A 17880-nucleotide genomic window follows, 5' to 3' on the forward strand; every position below is an offset into this window, starting at 1 on the left:
CCTAACGGGCGTTGATCAGCGCCATCGCCTCGGCGCGTACCTTCGCGTCGGTCTGATAGGCCCCGCGCACGGCGGAGGTGACCGTGCGGGCGCCGACCTTGCGGATGCCGCGCATCTCCATGCACAGGTGCTCGCACTCGAGCACCACTATCGCGCCGCGCGCATCCAGCTTGGCCATCAGCAGGTCGGCTATCTGGGAGGTCAGCCTCTCCTGCACCTGCGGCCGGCGGGCGAAGACCTCGACCAGACGGGCCAGCTTGGAGAGCCCGGTGATCCGGCCGTGCGGGCCGGGGATGTAGCCGATGTGCGCCACGCCCTTGAACGGGAGCAGATGGTGCTCGCACATGCTCATCACTTCGATGTCGCGGACCAGCACCATCTCTTCGTGGTCGGCCTCGAACGTGGTCCGCAGAACCTCGGCCGGATCGACGCGCAGGCCGGCGAACAGTTCCGCGTACGCCCGGGCCACCCGCGACGGGGTGCGTTCGAGACCATCGCGGTCGGGATCTTCCCCGACCGCGATGAGGATCTCGCGAACGGCCTTCTCGATTCGCCCGAGGTCGACGGCGTGCTCGACCGGAGATCCGGTGAGCTTGCCGTCGACCAGCCGGGCGGCGAGATAGTCCAGTTCGTCGTCGTCGCTGATCAGTTGCTGCCTTCCGAGCTGCTGCCGTTCGGGTTGGGCCCGACGGCGATCTGACCGTCGGCCTCGGCCTGCGCCTTGAGCTTGTCGCGCTCGGCCGGGGTCAGCACCGGGGGCGCCTCGGAGGGCAGACGCTTGCCGAAGCCGTTGAACGGCGACATCGGCGGGCGCTTGACCACGCGGGCGCAGATCCGGTCCATGTCCTCGCGGGTGATGGTTTCCTTCTCCATCAGCTCGAGGACCATGCTGTCGAGTACGTCCCGGTACTCGACCAGGATCTCCCAGGCCTCGTCGTGCGCCAGCTCGATGAGCGCGCGCACCTCGCTGTCGATGTCGGCCGCGACCGAGTCGGAGTAGTCCCGCTCGTGGCCCATGTTGCGGCCCATGAACGGCTCGTCCCCGCTGGTGCCGTACTTGACCGCACCGAGCTTCGAGCTCATGCCGTACTGGGTGACCATGGCCCGGGCCAGGCCGGACGCCTTCTCGATGTCGTTGCCGGCACCGGTGGTGGGCTCGTGGAAAACGAGCTCCTCGGCGGCCCGGCCACCCAGCGCGTAGGCCAGGGTGTCGATCATCTCGGCGCGGGTCTGGGTGTACTTGTCCTCGGTCGGCAGCACCAGCGTGTGACCCAGCGAGCGGCCACGCGGCAGGATCGTCACCTTGTGCACCGGCGCCGAGTGCGGCAGCGCGTACGCCACCAGGGCGTGACCACCCTCGTGGTACGCGGTGATCTTCTTCTCGTTGTCGCTCATCGCCCGGGTGCGGCGCTCGGGGCCCGCGATGACCCGGTCGATCGACTCCTCGAGGAAGTAGTTCGAGATCGCCCGCTTCTCGTTACGGGCGGTCAGCAGCGCGGCCTCGTTGATCACGTTGGCCAGGTCGGCGCCGGAGAAGCCCGGCGTGCGGCGGGCCACCGAGTCGAGGTCGACGTCGGGCGTGAACGGCTTGCCCTTGGCGTGCACCCGCAGGATCGCCTTGCGGCCTTCCATGTCGGGGTTGTCGACCGGGATCTGGCGGTCGAAACGGCCGGGACGCAGCAGGGCCGGGTCGAGGATGTCGGGCCGGTTGGTGGCCGCGATCAGGATGACCCCGCCCTTGGTGTCGAAGCCGTCCATCTCGACGAGCAGCTGGTTGAGCGTCTGCTCGCGCTCGTCGTGACCGCCGCCCATGCCGGCGCCGCGGTGGCGGCCGACGGCGTCGATCTCGTCGACGAAGACGATCGCCGGGGCGTTCGACTTGGCCTGCTCGAACAGGTCGCGGACGCGGCTCGCGCCGACACCCACGAACATCTCGACGAAGTCGGAACCGGAGATCGAGTAGAACGGCACCCCGGCCTCGCCGGCGACCGCGCGGGCCAGCAGCGTCTTACCGGTTCCGGGCGGGCCGAACAGCAGCACGCCCTTCGGGATCTTGGCGCCCAGAGCCTGGTACTTGGCCGGGTTCTGCAGGAAGTCCTTGATCTCGTGCAGTTCCTGGACCGCCTCGTCCGAGCCCGCCACGTCGGCGAACGTCGTCTTGGGCGTGTCCTTGGTGATCATCTTGGCCTTGGACTTGCCGAAGTTGAGCACCCGCGAGCCGCCACCCTGCATCTGCGACATGAACAGCAGCAGCAGGATCACGAGAATCGCGATCGGAAGCAGGTTGATCAGCAGGCTGAAGAGGATGTTGTCACCCGAGACCGTGGCGTTGATCGTGCCGGTGATCCGGCCCGCGGTCTTGGCTTCCTGCACCTCGTTCCAGATCGCCTGTGTGACCTCGTACGGATACTGGGTCTCGATCTTGTCGGTGGTCTTGCCCTCGAACCGCTCGGGCGAGGCGAGATCGATCTGGAGCGTCTGCTCCTTGTCCTTCTGGACGACCTTCTCGATGCCGGGCTGGTTCAGGCGCTCGAGCGCCACCGAGGTATCTACGCGCTGGTAGCTGGGACCACTGGTGAAGAACGAGCTCAGCGCAATCACGCCGATGATCACCAGAATGATCCAGACCACCGGGCGGCGGAAGAAACGCGTACGTTCCATACTGTTGTCGGGCGCCAAGCGCCCGGACCCTCCTGATCGGCGTCCTGGTCACCTCAACGTGCCGCTCACCGGCGGCTCCGGTCTGATACCCCCGCGGTAGCGAAGAAACCCCCGGCCCCTCCGGCGCTTGTGACGCTGCGCCATCGGTCACTCGACGGTACACCGTGGGTGCTTCTTGCGAACCCATGAGCCCGTCGCCCGGACATCCGCAGGCCGCCGGCCGTTCAGCAAGCTTTGGTGGCAAAACCGCCCATAAGGACGGATTTCTGAGAAGAGGCTGAGAAACGGTTCAGCTACGGGCGTAGACCTCGGGCTTCAGCACCCCGACGTACGGCAGCTCCCGGTAGCGCTCGGCGAAGTCCAGGCCGTAGCCGACGACGAACTCGTTGGGGATGTCGAACCCGACGTACTTGACCGGGACCTGCACCTTTACGGCGTCGGGCTTGCGGAACAACGCGACCACCTCGACGCTGGCGGCCGAGCGGGACTGCAGATATTTCATCAGCCACGACAGCGTCAGACCGGAGTCGACGATGTCCTCGACCACGACCACATGCCGTCCGGTGATGTCGCGGTCGAGATCCTTGAGGATGCGCACGACCCCCGAGGACGTGGTGCCCTGCCCGTACGACGAGACGGCCATGAACTCCATCTCGGTGGACGGCCCGTGGCCGGCCAGCGCCCGGGCGAAGTCGGCCATGAACATGACCGCGCCCTTGAGCACGCACACGAGCAGGATGCCGCCCTCGGCGCCGGTGTGGTCGGCGGAGACCTGCTTCGCCAGTTCGGCGATCTTTTCCCGGATCTGCTCCTCGGAGATGATCACGTGATCGATGTCGGAGTCGTACCAGGACCCGTCAGCCATGGCCCAAGCGTGCCGCATGAAGGTTGCCGTCCGCCGCACGGGGCACCGATCAAGTCGGCCTCAACCGCAGGAAAATGGCCGCTTCCGCCCACGGTGACGGCCGAACACGACATCGGGAGTGACAACTCTCACAAGCCGTCAGGGCACTCGAACGAGTGCGCCATGGTCGCGGACCACCCGAATGCCCCCCGGGAGGTGCACCGCGCCCTGCCCGTGCCACTGCGTGACGAGGGCGTCGAGGGCCTCGACATGACGATGCGAGAGGGCACCGCCGGGCGCGCCGAGCTGCCGGGCCCACATGTGCAGGACTCGCCGCCGTAGAGCGGGGTGCAACGCCGACAAATCCGAAATATCGAGATGGGGCCGTTTTACCGGTTGGAGCAGCCGCCGCCTCCCCCGCCCACCCAGGGAAAAGTGGGAGGAACCTACACCCGTGTCAAGCGGATCAGGCTCGGTTGTCCACAGCTCGTCCGCCGAGTCGGCTGAACCGGGCTCCGTTGTCCACAGGGCGTACATGGCCGGCTCGTCCACAGCTGGAGCGTTCGGGGCCTGCGCATGTGCACTTAAAGCGTCTGCGGCGGTCCCGTCTGCGGTCAGAGCGTCCGCGGCCTGCGCGTCCGCAGCCACGGCTTCCATAGCCCCGGCGTCCGCACCCACTGCTTCCACAGCGCCGGCATCCGCAGCCACGGCGTCTGCACCCACCGCTTCCACAGCCACGGCGTCTGCACCCACCGCTTCCACAGCCACGGCGTCTGCACCCACCGCTTCCACAGCCACGATGTCTGCAGTCGGGGCCTCCGCGGCCGGGGCCTCCCCGGCCAGAGCCTCCGCCGCCAGCGCGTCCAGCGCCTCGTTGTCGGCCGCGATCAACGCAGCCGAGCGGGCCAGATTGGCCACCACAGCCGGCCCGAGCGCCTCGACCAGAGCCGGAAGAGCCTTCCCCCGTACGCGGGACCGGGCAAATGCCGGATCCGAATTGTGCGGGTCCTCCCACGGGGTGAGCCCGAGATCCGCGCACGCCTTGCGGGTGTCGGCCCGGGCCACGTCGAGCAGCGGGCGCACGAAGATCCCCTTGCGCGACGGCATGCCCGCCAAGCCCCGCGGCCCGGCTCCCCGCGCCAGCGCCAGCAACACCGTTTCGGCCTGGTCGTCCCGCGTGTGTCCGAGCAGCACCGCCGCCGCGCCCGCCCGCGAGGCGGCCGCCTGCAGCGCCGCGTATCGGGCGGTTCGCGCGGCCGCCTCCGGCCCGCCCGGCAGTCCGGACACCGAGACCGTCTCGACCACGACGGGGTCGAAGCCGGCCGAGGAAGCCCAGGCCGCGACGTCGGCGGCCCGGGAAGCCGATCCCGCCTGCAGGTCGTGATCCACGGTGACGAGACCGACCGAGGACCCCACGAACCGGGCGGCGGCCGCCAGGGCCAGCGAATCGGCCCCGCCCGAGCACGCCACCAGCACCAGACCGTCCGGCGGCAACGCCCGGCGCACGGCCAGCCGCACCGCGGCGACAGCGGGCGGGATCCGGGCCACTACCCGCCGATCGCGGGCTGCGGTCCGTGGACTCGGGTCACCCAAGCGTCCGGGTCGCCGAGCTCGTCGAGCCGCGGCAGCGTGAGGGGCGAGTCGAAGATCTTGTTGAAGCCGTCCATGCCGACCCGCTCGACCACGCCGTGCACGAACTTGCGGCCCTCGGCGTACTGCCGCATCTTGACCTCGATGCCGAGCAGCCGCCGTACGGCCTTCTCGAGCGGGTTTCCGGTCTCGCGCCGCCGGTTGAACTTGGACCGGATCGACTCGACGCTCGGGATGACCTCGGGGCCGACGCCGTCCATCACGAACTCGGCGTGCCCCTCGAGCAGGGTCATCAGCGCGGTCAGCCGGTCGAGCACGGCTTTTTGCCCCGGGGTCTGCACGATGTCGAGCACGGACGAGCGCGAGTCGGGGTCGCGCAGCGCGTCGGACAGGGTGGCCACGCCGCGGCGCATGCGCTCGAGGATGTGCTCGGTGCTCTGCGACGCGTCGACGAACGCCTGCACCTCACCCAGGAAGTAGCCGCGCATCCAGGGGACGGCGGTGAACTGGGTGCGGTGCGTGACCTCGTGCAGGCAGACCCACAGCCGGAAGTCGCGCGGGTCGGCGCCCAGCTTGCGCTCCACGTCGACGATGTTGGGCGCGTTGAGCAGCAGCTGGCCGGGGTTGCCGGAGAACACCTCGTATTGCCCGAGGACCCGGCCGGAGAGATAGGCCAGGATCGTGCCGGCCTGCACGCCGGTGACCCGGGAACCGATCGCGTCGGCCAGGCCGCCGGGCTGCTTGTCGCCCGAGAGCCGGGTCACGAGCGGGATGATCACCTGTTTGAGGCCCGCGATGTTGACCGCGGCCCAGTCCTTGCGGTCCACCACCCGTACGGGCGGGACCTCGACCTGTGGGTTGAGCCCGGTGTACGCCGCGACGTGCCCCGCCGCTTCGTCGGTGAGATTCCGCAGCTCGGACACCACCGCCATCGCGTCGTCGTAGGAGACCGCGGGGCCGGATTTAGACAGCGCGCCCGCGGTGGCGGCGGCCAGATCCCAGTCAACGAACTGCGCCATGCCCACCACCGTACCCGCGGCGATCGAGCCCCGACCTCAGGTGAAACCCGGAGATCGAATCAGGAGCAGCCACAGGCGACGAGCTTGGCCGCGACCCGGTCGAGGGCCGCGCGCCCGGGCACCGCGCCGGCCGAGCCGCTCGCCATGATCGCGAAGACCAGCAGGCGGCCATCGGCCGTGGTCAGGACCCCGGCCATCGTGTTGACGCCGCTCAGCGTGCCGGTCTTGGCCCGTACGACGCCCCGGCCGACCCGGTTGGGCGCGGGCGAGACGAACCGCTTGGTCATCGTGCCCGACCAGCCCGCCACCGGCAGTCCGCCGAACATGCTGCTCAGCGCGGGCTGTTGCCCCGACGCGGCCAGCGCCAGCAACTGTGTCAGCATGGTCGGGCTGATCCCGTTGTTCCGCGACAGCCCGCTCGCGTCGTACAGGTTGGCCTCGTCGGCCGGCAGCCCCAGAGCACGCAACCGGGCGATGATCGATTCGGTGGCGTCGTCGAACGTGCCCGGCTTGCCGGCGGCGATCGCGACCTGCCGGGCCAGCACCTCGGCCGCCGTGTTGTCGCTCTGCTCGAGCATCCAGTCGGTGAGCTGCACCATCGGCGGCGACTGCACGACTCCGAGCTGCTGTCCCGGCGTTACGCCACCCGCCGCCGCGGACGCCACTGCCGCCGGCGCCTTGCCCTTCCGGACCGCCGACGAGGGCACTCCGAGCATCTTGGCGAACGCCCGGGCCGCCGCGTCGGCCGGATTCGACGAGCGCGGGTCGCCGCCGAACTCGTTGTGGATCGGCCTGACCCGGCCCGCGTTGACCATCAGCGCCTGGATCCGCGACACCTGCCCGTACGAGATGTCGCCGGCGTCCCACCCGCGAGCCGTCTCGGGGCCGCTGAACAGCGACGTGTCGTACCGGAGGCTGGTCGGTCCGGTCGGGCCCAGCGCCTTCTTGACCTGCTCGGCCAGCAGATCCAGCCGGGCCGCCCCCGGGAACAGGTTGTTTCTGGTGGTCGCCAGCGTCGGGTCGCCGCCACCGATCAGCACTACCTCGCCCGGCTGGCTGCCCGCCACCACGCGCGTGCTCAGCCTGTGCGAGGGCCCGCGCGCGTCCAGCACAGCCGCCGCCGTCAGCAGCTTCGTCGTCGAGGCGGGCGTGGTCATCGTGTCCGCGTTCCGGGCGTAGAGCAACTCGTCCGAGGCCACGTCCAGCACGGCCACGTGCACCTTCGAGCCCAGCACGGCCGACTTCACGAGGGGGTCGATCGCCCGGGTCACGCCGTCGCCGGTGAGTGCCGCGCCGCCACCAGTCGCCGCCATCAGGACCGGGGTGGGCGACGGATCGGGTGTGGTGGGGGCCGGGGTCGGCGTGCTCGTCGGATCGGCCGACAACCACCTGTCGACCGGGTCGGGGCGTAGCAGTGCGACAACGCCGGCCGCGGCCACCAAAAAGATCACAATCGAAAGGACAACCAATTTCGTACGAGTTCCGGACCCGGCTCGCGCCGCACCTGGCCGGCCACCGTCGCTGGTCGCGGCCGAATCGCCCGCTACGGGGGACAATGCCGGGTCCGGCCCATTCAGCGCGCCATTTCCGGCGGCCTCGCCGACATTCGCGGCCGGCACCGGTGACGTAGGTCGCACATTGTTGATCGGCACAGCAGCCCGTCCATAGGTTCCGCCAGTCTCACCAGTCGGACTGTTGTGAGATTGTCCCGCCCCATTTCCGAGCCCGGGCGGAGATTGTCGCGATTCGCGAGAAACGTGGGCCGGACCGGCCGCGGATTCCGGCCGAACGGATGGCGGACCCGCGGATTGCGGTGCCTGCTGAGGCTTTTGTCCGGCTGCGTGACCCCTGAGGTCGACCGTCGGACCGGGCTGTGCCGAAGAATCACCCTCGCGGGCCGCTGCCGGGTTACCGTTTCCGGAGTCCCGATGCGACTCGGACACGCCGTCGTAGCCGGGACCGTCGTGTGAATCTTGCCTCCCCACGAGCCCCTCCTAGAACGCGGCGTAAGACTTAGGGGAGACTAGCGACATCCGGCACACCGTCGCGCGCGGATCCTGTCGGCCGCCAATGTCCGGCCGCAGTTTTCCCCGCCCGTGGGACCGGTTTCTCTCAAGCGGGCGAACAAGGGAGTCACATCATGGATTTCGATGTACTGGTTGAGATCCCCAAGGGAAACCGCAACAAGTACGAGGTCGACCACAAGACTGGTCGCATCCGGCTCGACCGGACCCTCTTCACCTCGACTCAGTACCCGGCCGACTACGGCTTCATCGAGGGCACCCTGGGCCAGGACGGTGACCCGCTGGACGCGCTCGTGCTGGTGCAGGAGCCGACGTTCCCCGGCTGCCTGATCCGGGCACGGGCCATCGGCATGTACCGGATGACCGACGAGAAGGGCCGCGACGACAAGGTCCTCTGCGTGCCCTTCGAGGACCCGCGTCAGGAGCACCTGCGCGACATCCACCACCTGGGCGAGTTCGACCGGATGGAGATCCAGCACTTCTTCACGGTCTACAAGGACCTCGAGCCCGGCAAGTCGGTCGAGGGCGCCACCTGGACCGGGCGGGTCGAGGCCGAGGAGGAGATCCGGGCGTCGTTCAAGCGCCAGGAGGCCGCCGAGGCCGAGGGCCACGAGCACTGATCTGACCGAGCAGAGGTCGCGCACCGCCGTCGCCCGCCGACGTCGCGCGATCCCTTGACGTCATCGCACGCGCGGACGGCAGCCTTCGAGCTCCGTCCGCGCCTGCTTTTCCGCCGCGCTCAGCCGCCGATGCCGGTCACGGCGTCGTAGAGGCCGACGACCGCGCACGCCACCGGGATCACCGACACGACCACCAGCGTGTCGAGCAGGTCGGCGCCACGCCCCAGGTACGGGGAGGGCGGCTTGCGCGAATAGGTCGCCCCGGCCACCACGGTGATCAGGGCCAGGGCGAGCGCCGCCGCGGTCACGCCGAGCAGCACCGTCGCGTTCGCGCCGCCCAGCAGGTCGATGCCGAGCGCGGCCACCCCGGCCAGGCCGCCCACGACCAGCGGCACCCGCTGGCGCAGCGTGACGAACAGCCGCGAGCGCAGCAGCAGCGCCGCCGCGGAGACGCCCATCAGGATGCGGGCCGAGAGCGAGCCGGCCACGGACAGCACGCCGAACGCGGCCACGGCCAGCACGGCGTGGCCGAGCAGCATGCCCGCCAGCAGTTCCTCGGTGCGGCTCACGGCCGCGAACACGGTGGCCCGGTCGGGACGCTCGCGGGCGGCGTCGAGCGCGCTGGCCGCGCTGACCCCGGTGAAGCCCTCGGCCGCCTCGGCGCCGGTCGGCAGCGCGACCGGCGGCATCGGCACCTTGCCGAAGCGGATCGCGAGCAACGGCATCGCGCCGATCCCGCAGACCAGGATCGAGATCAGCACCGCGGCGGCTCCCGCGGCGCTGGTGACCATGCTGGTCAGGGCGGTGATCGCGCCGAACAGGCCGACCACGGCGCCCGCCGTGAACAGTCGCAGCTGACCGGCCACGCCGACCCCGCCGAGCGCGGCGATCAGCAGCAGCGCCACCGAGCCGGCCAGCAGTTCGGAGCCGCCGAGCCAGGGCAGCAGCCCGAGCACGCCGACCCGGTCGCCGGTCGCCACCAGGACGGCGCCGCCGGCGAAGGCGAACGGCATCGCGTACGCGCCGAGGGCCGCACCGGCGCGGGCATCCCCGTACGCCCGGGAGGCGGTCACCCCGGCCAGCGCGAGCAGCAGCGCCAGCCCGAGCCCGGCGAAGGCCCCGCCCGTCCATCCTGGACCGGCGGCGAGCACCGCGATCAGGCCCAGCGCGAGCAGCACTCCGGCCCCGACCAGCGAGGACGTGCGGGTGGAGGCGGGCGTCCAGGCGTTGCCCCGGCGGCGGGCGCCCTCGGCGATGGCCTCGACCACGTCGTCGTACTCGAGCTCGGGCCACTCGTCGTGGGCCGGCACCAGGTGGAGCACCTCGCCGTCCCGTACGCCCTGGGGGAAAAGACCTTGGGCGGTGGCCAGGGCGACGCCGTCGGTGCGCCGCAGCACCCAGCCGCCGTGTTTCTCACCGTCGTCGGCGAGGCCCTCGCCCGCGTGCCGCAGCACCTCGGGCAGCAGCTCGGCCAGCGGCACGTGCTCGGGCAGCGCCACGTCGATGCGGCGCTGCGGAGCACTGATCGTGACCCGCGCCAGTCCGATGCTCATCGATACACCTCCCCCATGTGCCCGCTTTCTCCATCGACGAAGACGAGGCTGCGGACGCAAGCGCACTTTACCTACCATGAGGCCAGCACCGCGCCCACCGGCGTAATCGCTCCATTGTCGACGAAAGGGATAAAAGGCGGAATGAGTACGGTAGTGATCAAGCGGTCGGCCCGGCGCCCCGCGCCGGAGATCCCGACCGGCGAGATCGCCGTCGAACCGCCGCCCGAGATCCCGCAGGCGGCCGGCGGCCGCTGGCAGCAGGCGATGATGGCGCTGCCGATGCTGGGCGGCTCGGTCGCGATGGCCATGATGATGGGACGCGGCAGCACCGGCCCCTACGCCTATGTGATCGGTGGCCTGTTCGGCGTCTCCTCGATCGCCATGCTGGTCACCAGCTTCGGCTCGAACGGCTCGCCCAAGAAGGCCGAGATGATGGCGGCCCGCCGCGAATACCTGCGGCACCTTTCCGGCCTGCGCAAACGCGTCCGCGAGACGGCCCGCAAGCAGCGCGTCGGCCTGCTCTATCGGCACCCCGACCCGACCAAGCTGTGGTCCACCGCGGCCAGCCATCGCGTGTGGGAGCGACGCACCAGCGATCCCGACTTCGGCGTCGTGCGGCTGGCGATCGGCCCGCAGACGCTGGCCACGCCGCTGCTGCCGCCGGTGACCCGGCCGCTCGACGAGCTCGAGCCGATGACCGCGGGCGCCCTGCGACGCTTCCTCGACGCCTATTCGGTGGTGCCCGACCTGCCGGTGGCCGCGTCGCTGCGCGGGTTCGCCCGGGTGTTCCTGCGCGGCAGCGGTCCCGGCACGACCTCCGACGTGCAGGGGCTGAGCCGCGCGGTGGTCGCCCAGCTGGCCACGTTCCACGCCCCCGACGACCTGATCGTCGCGGTCTGTGCCGGCCCCGAGCGCCGCGCGTCGTGGGAATGGGCCAAGTGGCTGCCGCACAACCTGCACCCGGCCCGCACCGACGCGCTCGGTCACGTACGGCTGGTCGCGAGCACCGGGCCCGAGCTGGAGAAGCTGCTCGAGGACGTGATCGGCAACCGGCCGCGGTTCAATCCGATGGGCCAGAGCGTGAGCACGCCGCACGTGGTGATCGTGCTCGACGGCGCCGACCTCAAGGGCGCGACCCAGCTCGACGACGGCATCGACGGCGTCACCGTTCTCGATCTCGACGAGCAGCCCCCACGGCTGCTCGACCGCTCGCTGCTCGTGCTCGAGGTCGCGCATCACGGCGGGCGGCGGGTGCTCAACACCTATTCGATGGAGCACGAGGCCGAGGTGGGCACGCCCGACCGGCTCAGCGTCGAGGAGGCCGAGGCGGTCGCGCGCCGGCTGTCCCCGCTGCGCCTGGCCGCGATGTCGAAGTCGTCGGACACCCCGCTGGCCACCGAGATGGGCCTGGCCGAGCTGCTGGGCATCGGCGACCCCGAGACGTTCAGCGTGGCCCAGGCCTGGATGCCGCGGCCCAACCGCGACAAGCTGCGGGTGCCGATCGGCGTGGGCGCGGACGGCGCGCCGGTCGAGCTCGACCTCAAGGAGTCGGCGCAGGACGGCATGGGCCCGCACGGCCTGCTCATCGGGGCCACCGGCTCCGGCAAGTCCGAGCTGCTGCGCACGCTGGTGCTGGCCCTGGCCACCACGCATTCGTCGGAGATGCTGAACTTCGTCCTGATCGACTTCAAGGGCGGCGCGACCTTCTCCTCGCTCGACCGGCTGCCGCACACCGCCGCCGTCATCACCAACCTGGCCGACGAGTTGCCGCTGGTCGACCGCATGGTCGACGCGATCGACGGCGAGCTGATCCGGCGGCAGGAGGTGCTGCGCAAGGCGGGCAACTACGCCAGCCTGCGCGACTACGAGAAGGCCCGGGCCGGTGGGGCCGCGCTACCACCGCTGCCGTCGCTGCTGGTGATCTGTGACGAGTTCTCCGAGCTGCTGTCGGCCAAGCCCGACTTCATCGACCTGTTCGTCCAGATCGGACGCCTCGGCCGGTCGCTTGGCGTGCACCTGCTGCTGGCCAGCCAGCGCCTCGAGGAGGGCCGGCTGCGCGGGCTCGACACCCACTTGTCGTACCGAGTGGGCCTGCGGACCTTCTCGGCCCTCGAATCGCGGGCCGTGCTCGGCGTGCCCGACGCGTACGAGTTGCCGCGTTCCCCCGGGCACGGTTACCTCAAGTTCGGCACCGAGCCGCTGGTGCGCTTCAAGGCGGCGTACGTCTCGGGCCCGCTGCCCAAGGCCCGCGCTCGCGCCGCCTCCGGGGGCGCCGGCGACGAACCGCTGGTCCTGTCCTATTCGACGCGCTACGTTTCCGCGCCCAAGCCGGTGAAGCCGGTCGAGCCCAAGCTCGAGGAGATCCCGGCCGGCGAGAGCGTGCTCGACGTGACGGTCGACCGCCTGGGCGGGCAGGGACCCCCGGCCCATCAGGTGTGGCTTCCGCCGCTCACCCAGTCGGTGGCGCTCGACGAGTTGCTCGGCCCGGTCGTCGCCGACCCGGTGCGCGGTCTGGCCTTCGCCAACCCCGAGCTGCACGGCGCGCTGCAGGTGCCGATCGCGATGGTCGACAAGCCACGCGAGCAGCTGCGCGACGTCATGTGGCTGCAGCTCTCGAGCGCGGCCGGTCACGTCGCCGTGGTCGGCTCGACGCTGAGCGGCAAGTCGACGGCGCTGCGGTCGATGGTGTGCGGGCTCGCGCTCACCCACACCCCGGCCGAGGTGCAGGTCTACTGCCTCGACTTCGGCGGCGGCGCACTGGGCACGCTGCGCGACCTGCCGCACGTGGGTGGCGTCTCGGGCCGGCTCGACTCGGTGGGCGTCCGCCGCACGGTGGGCGAGATCTCCACCCTGCTGGCCGAACGGGAGGCCCGCTTCGGCACGATGGGCATCGAGTCGATGGCCTCGTACCGGCGTCGTCGTGCGAACACCGCCTCCCAGGACGGCGACAACGACCCGTTCGGCGACGTGTTCCTCGTCGTCGACGGTTGGTCCACATTGCGCAAGGAGTACGAAGAGCTCGAAGCGGTCATCACCGACATCGCTACGCGCGGTCTCTCGTACGGGATCCACGTCGTCGCCGCGACCTCGCGCTGGATGGACTTCCGGCCGGCGATCCGCGACCTCTTCGGCTCGCGTCTCGAGCTGCGCCTGGGCGATCCCAGCGACTCGACGGTCAACCGCCGGGCCGCGATGACCGTGCCCGAGAAGCCCGGCCGCGGCATCATCGAGCACCCGACGGACAAGAACAAGTTCCTGCACCTGCTGACGGTCCGGCCCGAGCTGAGCTCCATGGCCGACACGAGCGACCTGGTCAAGGAGATCGCGGCCAACTGGCACGGCGCCCCGGCTCCCCGGGTGCGCATGCTTCCGGCCTCGGTCCCGTACGCGGAAATGGATCTGAACCGCAGCGGCGGACTGCGCCTGCCCATCGGCATCTCCGAGGCCGACCTGCAACCCGTCGAGATCGACTTCGCCTCGGACCCGCACTTCCTGCTGTTCGGCGACGCCGAGTGCGGCAAATCCACGTTCCTGCGCGGGCTGGCCACCACGATCACGCAGCGGTTCGCGCCCGAGGAGGCGCGGATCATCCTGGTCGACTACCGGCGCTCCCTGATGGACCTGCCCGAGACCGAACACCGCATCGGGTACGGGATCCAGGCGCAGAAGACGCTCGAGCTGATGCAGTCGGTCGCCGGCTACATGGAGCGCCGCCTGCCCGGCCCCGACGTGACCGCCCAGCAGCTCCGCGAACGCTCGTGGTGGACCGGTCCGGAACTGTTCGTGCTGGTCGACGACTACGACCTGGTCGTGGCCGGGCCGACCAACCCGCTCACCCCGCTGCTCGAATACCTGCCCCAGGCCCGCGACGTCGGCCTGCACCTGATCCTCACCCGGCGCGCCGGCGGCGCGGCCCGGTCGCTCTACGAGCCGATCATCCAGCGGCTACGCGAGCTCTCAGCGCCCGGCCTGGTGATGTCCGGCCCGCCCGACGAGGGCGCGCTCATCGGCCCGATCCGGCCGACCCCGATGCCACCCGGCCGTGGGCGGCTGATCACGCGGCGTGAGGGCGTGCGGCTGATCCAGCTGGCCCACCTGCCCCCGTACTGACATGCGCGAAGATTTAACAGACAGGCGGTGCGACAACCATCGACGGATCCTCTCCCTAAAACCCGGTTTCGGAGTAATCTGCATCGACCGTGTTCCCGGCCTTGAAGGCGGTGCGCCTTGGTGAGTGGTCGCCGACTGGCCGCTGCTGCGATGGCTGGGCTGTTCGTATTCGGCCCGGTCAATCCGGTCTCCGCCACGCCTGGTGTGCCCGCCGAGCCGAGTCCGCTGCAAGGCGATTCCGTCCGCGCCGACGAATGGCACCTGGCCACGCTCGACATCACCGAGGCGTGGACCTATTCCACCGGCGCCGGCGTGACGGTCGCGGTGATCGACTCGGGTGTCGACGCCGACCATCCCGACCTGCAGGGCCAGGTGCTGCCCGGCCTCGACCTGGTCGACGACAAGGGCGACGGCGACACCGATCTGGTCGGCCACGGCACCACGGTCTCCGGCATCATCGCGGGGCGCGGCGACGATCAGGCCGGAGTCGTCGGCATCGCCCCCAAGGCCAAGATTCTTCCCGTACGCGTCCTCGACGAGGACAACCGCTACAACGACGCCCTGATCGTCGCGCAGGGCGTCCGCTGGGCGGTCGACAAGGGCGCCAAGGTCATCAACCTCTCGCTCGGTGGCTACGGCAGCAGCGCGGCCCTCGCCGCGGCCCTCGACTACGCGTTCGCCAAAGACGTGGTGGTCATCGCCTGCACGGGCAACACGAGCGCGTCGTCCACCACCGGAGTCTGGTATCCGGCTCGCGAGCCCGGCGTGCTCGCGGTGGCCGGCATGGAACGCGACAGCAACACCCTGTGGTCGGGTTCGATCACCGGCAAGGAAACGGTCGTCACCGCCCCCGCCACGCAGCTGGTCGGCGCCAATTCCGGCGGCAACTACTGGAAGGTCCAGGGCACGAGCTTCGCCGCCCCCATGGTCTCGGCCACCGCCGCCCTGATCCGTTCCCGCTGGCCCGACATGCCGGCCGGCGAGGTCATCAACCGCATCATCCGCACGGCGAAGGACAAGGGCGCCCCCGGCCGCGACCCGGTCTTCGGCTTCGGCCTGGTCGACCCGGTGGGCGCGCTGACGGCCTCCGTGCCCGCCGTCTTCGAAAACCCGCTCGACACCTCGCCGTCGCCCGGCATCGCCCGCTTCGGCAGCGCCCCGGTCCCCGGCCAGGCCCAGTCGGCCCCCGACGGCAAGCTGCAGGAACTGGTCCCCGCCTCCCCCAGCACACAGCCCGGAAGCGGCGCCGCTCCCACCGCCGCCGCCCCGACTTCGTCCTTCCAAAGCTGGTGGGCGGCCGCGGCCTTGTTCTTGCTCTCCGCCCTGGCCGCGGTCCTGACCATCCGCCGCTTCGCCGGCACCACCTAGGCCGACGGGTGATAGCGGCCGATCAGCCGTAGCTCCACGATCTTGTTGACGACCGGATAACCGTCGACCATCGATCCGCCGCCGCGCTGCTCAATCAGGGCCGCCAGACGCCCGCGCAGAGCCAACTGGTCGTCCCCACCGGTGCCGTTCCACATGTCTTGAACCAGCTTGAAGTAACTGCCGTAGCTGTGCCCGCCACCGGGCAGCGCCGTCCGATCGAGCACCGGAAACAGTCGCGGGGCAATGAAGTGCGACAGCTTCGACGGAAACACCCCTGACCCACCCCGGGTCGGTTTGATCAGCGCGGCCAGATCCGGCAGGGCCCGTACGTCGTCCCACGAGACTGTGGTGATGTCCTCGCGGAGCCGCGGTTCGATCACGGTCCGCCAGACATCGATCAGCTCGGCCCGATGCTTCTCGAACAGGCGGTCGAGATCGGCCCGGCCGATGCCCCGGGTGGCCCGCCAGCCATGCAGCCTGCGGCGGGTGCCGGCCCACCAGTCATCGGTGAAGGCGCCGTCAGTGACCGCTCGCCGCTCCGCGTAGAACGCGTTGTGCAGATCCGCGGGCCATTGCGGCCGGCTCGCCCAGAACGCGACACCGTTATCGAACTCACGCAGCGGATCACCACTCACCCCGGCAGGCTACCGGCGTACCTTCCCACAGCCGGTCGGCCGATCCGGTGCTCAGTCAGGGGCATTGCGGCACACTTCGCAGCCCGCATGAGGCAGAGCCGGTCCGGCGGCCCAGATCGCGTCAGGCCGGGCCGCTAGCTGCCGGCACGCCACCACAGATAGGCGGCCAGGGCGAAGGCCGCGAAAGCGATCGCGATTCGCAAGGGCCGTTCCGGGAGGCGGCGGACCAGGATCGGGCCGAGCCAGCTGCCGAGCAGGCAGCCGATCGCCATCAGGCCGGCGGCGGCCCAATTCACCGGGGCGGCGACGGCGTAGATGAGCGCGGCCGCGAGGTTGGAGGCGCCCAGGACGATGCCCTTGATCGCGTTGGTGACGGGCAGCGGCTCGGTTGCGGCCACCGACAGGACCGCCAGCAGCAGGACACCCGCGGCCGCGCCGAAGTAGCCGCCGTAGATGCCGATCAGCAGGATCGCGACGCCGAGCAGTGGGACCGGCATCGAACGGTGCCCGGCCCACCGGCGCAGCTGATCGCGCAGCAGCAGGAGGGCCGCGCCGAGCGCGACGAGCACCGGCACGATCCGCTCGAAGGCCGACGACGGCGTGGCCAGCAGCAGGACGGCCCCGGCCAGACCGCCAACCGCGGCCACCGCGCACAGCCGCAAAAGCCGGCCGCCCTGACCGCGCAGTTCCGGCCGCGCTCCCGCCGCGGTGCCCACGGTGTTCGAGAGCAGGGCCACCGTGTTCGTCACGTTGGCCGCGATGGGCGGGAGACCGACCGCCAGCAGGGCGGGATAGCTGACGAGCGAGGCGAGCCCGGCCATGGATCCGCTCAGCCCGCCGCCGACACCGCCGAGCACCAGCACGAAGGCATCGCTCACCAGCACCCGGTCACCGTATTGACGCCGGTCACGGCGGCCGGCCGCGGGCTCAGCCCGGGTATCTCCCCTCACAACGTCCAGTAGCAGTACATGTGCCAACCGTCGGCCCGCCGGGCCAGCCCGGCCAGGCGGTGCACGAAGTCGGCGACCCCGGCCGGGTCGAGCCAGGCCAGTTCCTCGGTTGCGGCCAAACGGGCCGCGGCAGCGTCGATGGTGGCCTCCGGAGCGGCGGCGAGCGCATCACGGAGCGAGTCGGTCACCGCGACGATGACCTCCTCGACTTCTTCGGAGGAGACATCGCTGACCGCCTTGCCCTGCCGGGCTTGCCCGATCACCGCCTCGTACGGCCGGTCGGTGAGGATGGCTTCGAGATTGCCGAGGTTGACCACCGGATCCACGTGCTTCGCCTCGATGACGGGCAGCGAGGTCATCACCGGACCACCGTCGGCCATAGCTGTGGCCGCGATGGTGTCGTCGGGCGCCAGAAAGTAGTCGGTGAAGGACATGCCCGGATCGTAGATGCCCACGGAAGATCATCGATGGGGTCGGCGTGAGCAGCCCGGCTCGACTATCCTCCC

At 70.4% G+C, this 17880-nt stretch carries 13 protein-coding genes and 1 pseudogene; 3 read left to right on the forward strand and 11 right to left on the reverse strand.

Going from position 1 to position 17880, the window contains the following annotated elements; all coding sequences use genetic code 11:
- Nucleotide 1: 1 nt before the first annotated feature.
- The 7 genes and pseudogenes from folE to dacB form a co-directional block, all read right to left on the reverse strand.
- Nucleotides 2-649, reverse strand: coding sequence for a GTP cyclohydrolase I FolE (folE, locus tag ACZ3I4_RS39920; RefSeq protein ID WP_465387478.1), 648 nt, complete (start codon nt 647-649; stop codon nt 2-4).
- The gene (ftsH, locus tag ACZ3I4_RS39925; RefSeq protein WP_465387322.1) at nt 646-2661 is read right to left on the reverse strand and encodes an ATP-dependent zinc metalloprotease FtsH; all 2016 of its coding nucleotides are present in this window, start codon (nt 2659-2661) and stop codon (nt 646-648) included. Before ftsH ends, folE begins: the two co-directional genes overlap by 4 nt.
- 289 nt (nt 2662-2950) lie before the next feature.
- Entirely contained in the window at nt 2951-3526 is a 576-nt protein-coding gene (gene hpt / locus ACZ3I4_RS39930) for a hypoxanthine phosphoribosyltransferase (protein WP_184954633.1), read from the reverse strand.
- 138 nt (nt 3527-3664) lie between these two features.
- A complete protein-coding gene (locus ACZ3I4_RS39935) occupies nt 3665-4162 on the reverse strand; it encodes a TilS substrate-binding domain-containing protein (protein WP_465387479.1) in 498 nt (165 codons plus the stop codon).
- A gap of 177 nt (nt 4163-4339) precedes the next feature.
- Nucleotides 4340-5053 (reverse strand): annotated as a pseudogene (gene tilS / locus ACZ3I4_RS39940) (tRNA lysidine(34) synthetase TilS); the annotation flags it as partial.
- Nucleotides 5053-6114, reverse strand: coding sequence for a zinc-dependent metalloprotease (locus ACZ3I4_RS39945; RefSeq protein ID WP_465387323.1), 1062 nt, complete (start codon nt 6112-6114; stop codon nt 5053-5055). The pseudogene tilS and the gene ACZ3I4_RS39945, both read right to left, overlap by 1 nt.
- 59 nt (nt 6115-6173) lie before the next feature.
- A complete protein-coding gene (gene dacB, locus ACZ3I4_RS39950; RefSeq protein ID WP_465387324.1) occupies nt 6174-7565 on the reverse strand; it encodes a D-alanyl-D-alanine carboxypeptidase/D-alanyl-D-alanine endopeptidase in 1392 nt (463 codons plus the stop codon).
- A 689-nt stretch (nt 7566-8254) separates the two neighbouring features.
- Between dacB and ACZ3I4_RS39955 the strand changes: the two genes are divergently transcribed.
- Nucleotides 8255-8758, forward strand: a complete 504-nt coding sequence (locus ACZ3I4_RS39955) for an inorganic diphosphatase (RefSeq protein ID WP_465387325.1) — start codon at nt 8255-8257, stop codon at nt 8756-8758.
- A gap of 119 nt (nt 8759-8877) precedes the next feature.
- On the opposite strand, the gene eccD is transcribed toward ACZ3I4_RS39955, so the two are convergent.
- Entirely contained in the window at nt 8878-10311 is a 1434-nt protein-coding gene (eccD, locus tag ACZ3I4_RS39960; RefSeq protein ID WP_465387326.1) for a type VII secretion integral membrane protein EccD, read from the reverse strand.
- 141 nt (nt 10312-10452) lie between these two features.
- On the opposite strand from eccD, the gene eccCa reads away from it, so the two are divergent.
- Together eccCa and mycP are read left to right on the forward strand one after the other, a co-directional pair.
- Nucleotides 10453-14421 (forward strand): type VII secretion protein EccCa, encoded by a 3969-nt coding sequence (gene eccCa / locus ACZ3I4_RS39965; RefSeq protein ID WP_465387327.1) that lies wholly within the window; start codon nt 10453-10455, stop codon nt 14419-14421.
- 150 nt (nt 14422-14571) lie between these two features.
- Nucleotides 14572-15789 carry a type VII secretion-associated serine protease mycosin gene (mycP, locus tag ACZ3I4_RS39970; protein WP_465387480.1) on the forward strand — a complete coding sequence of 406 codons (1218 nt, stop codon included), beginning with the start codon at nt 14572-14574 and terminating at the stop codon, nt 15787-15789.
- Here mycP and ACZ3I4_RS39975 read toward each other — a convergent pair.
- The 3 genes from ACZ3I4_RS39975 to ACZ3I4_RS39985 all read right to left on the reverse strand — a co-directional run bounded on the left by ACZ3I4_RS39975 (nt 15786) and on the right by ACZ3I4_RS39985 (nt 17808).
- A complete protein-coding gene (locus ACZ3I4_RS39975) occupies nt 15786-16424 on the reverse strand; it encodes a hypothetical protein (RefSeq protein ID WP_465387328.1) in 639 nt (212 codons plus the stop codon). The genes mycP and ACZ3I4_RS39975 overlap by 4 nt on opposite strands.
- Nucleotides 16425-16558: 134 nt before the next feature.
- Complete coding sequence (locus ACZ3I4_RS39980; protein WP_465387329.1) at nt 16559-17308, reverse strand: sulfite exporter TauE/SafE family protein; 750 nt, start codon at nt 17306-17308, stop codon at nt 16559-16561.
- Between the two features lie 62 nt (nt 17309-17370).
- Nucleotides 17371-17808 (reverse strand): hypothetical protein, encoded by a 438-nt coding sequence (locus ACZ3I4_RS39985; protein WP_465387330.1) that lies wholly within the window; start codon nt 17806-17808, stop codon nt 17371-17373.
- Nucleotides 17809-17880 lie beyond the last annotated feature (72 nt).

It is taken from the genome of Actinoplanes sp. NPDC021490, assembly GCF_055562135.1.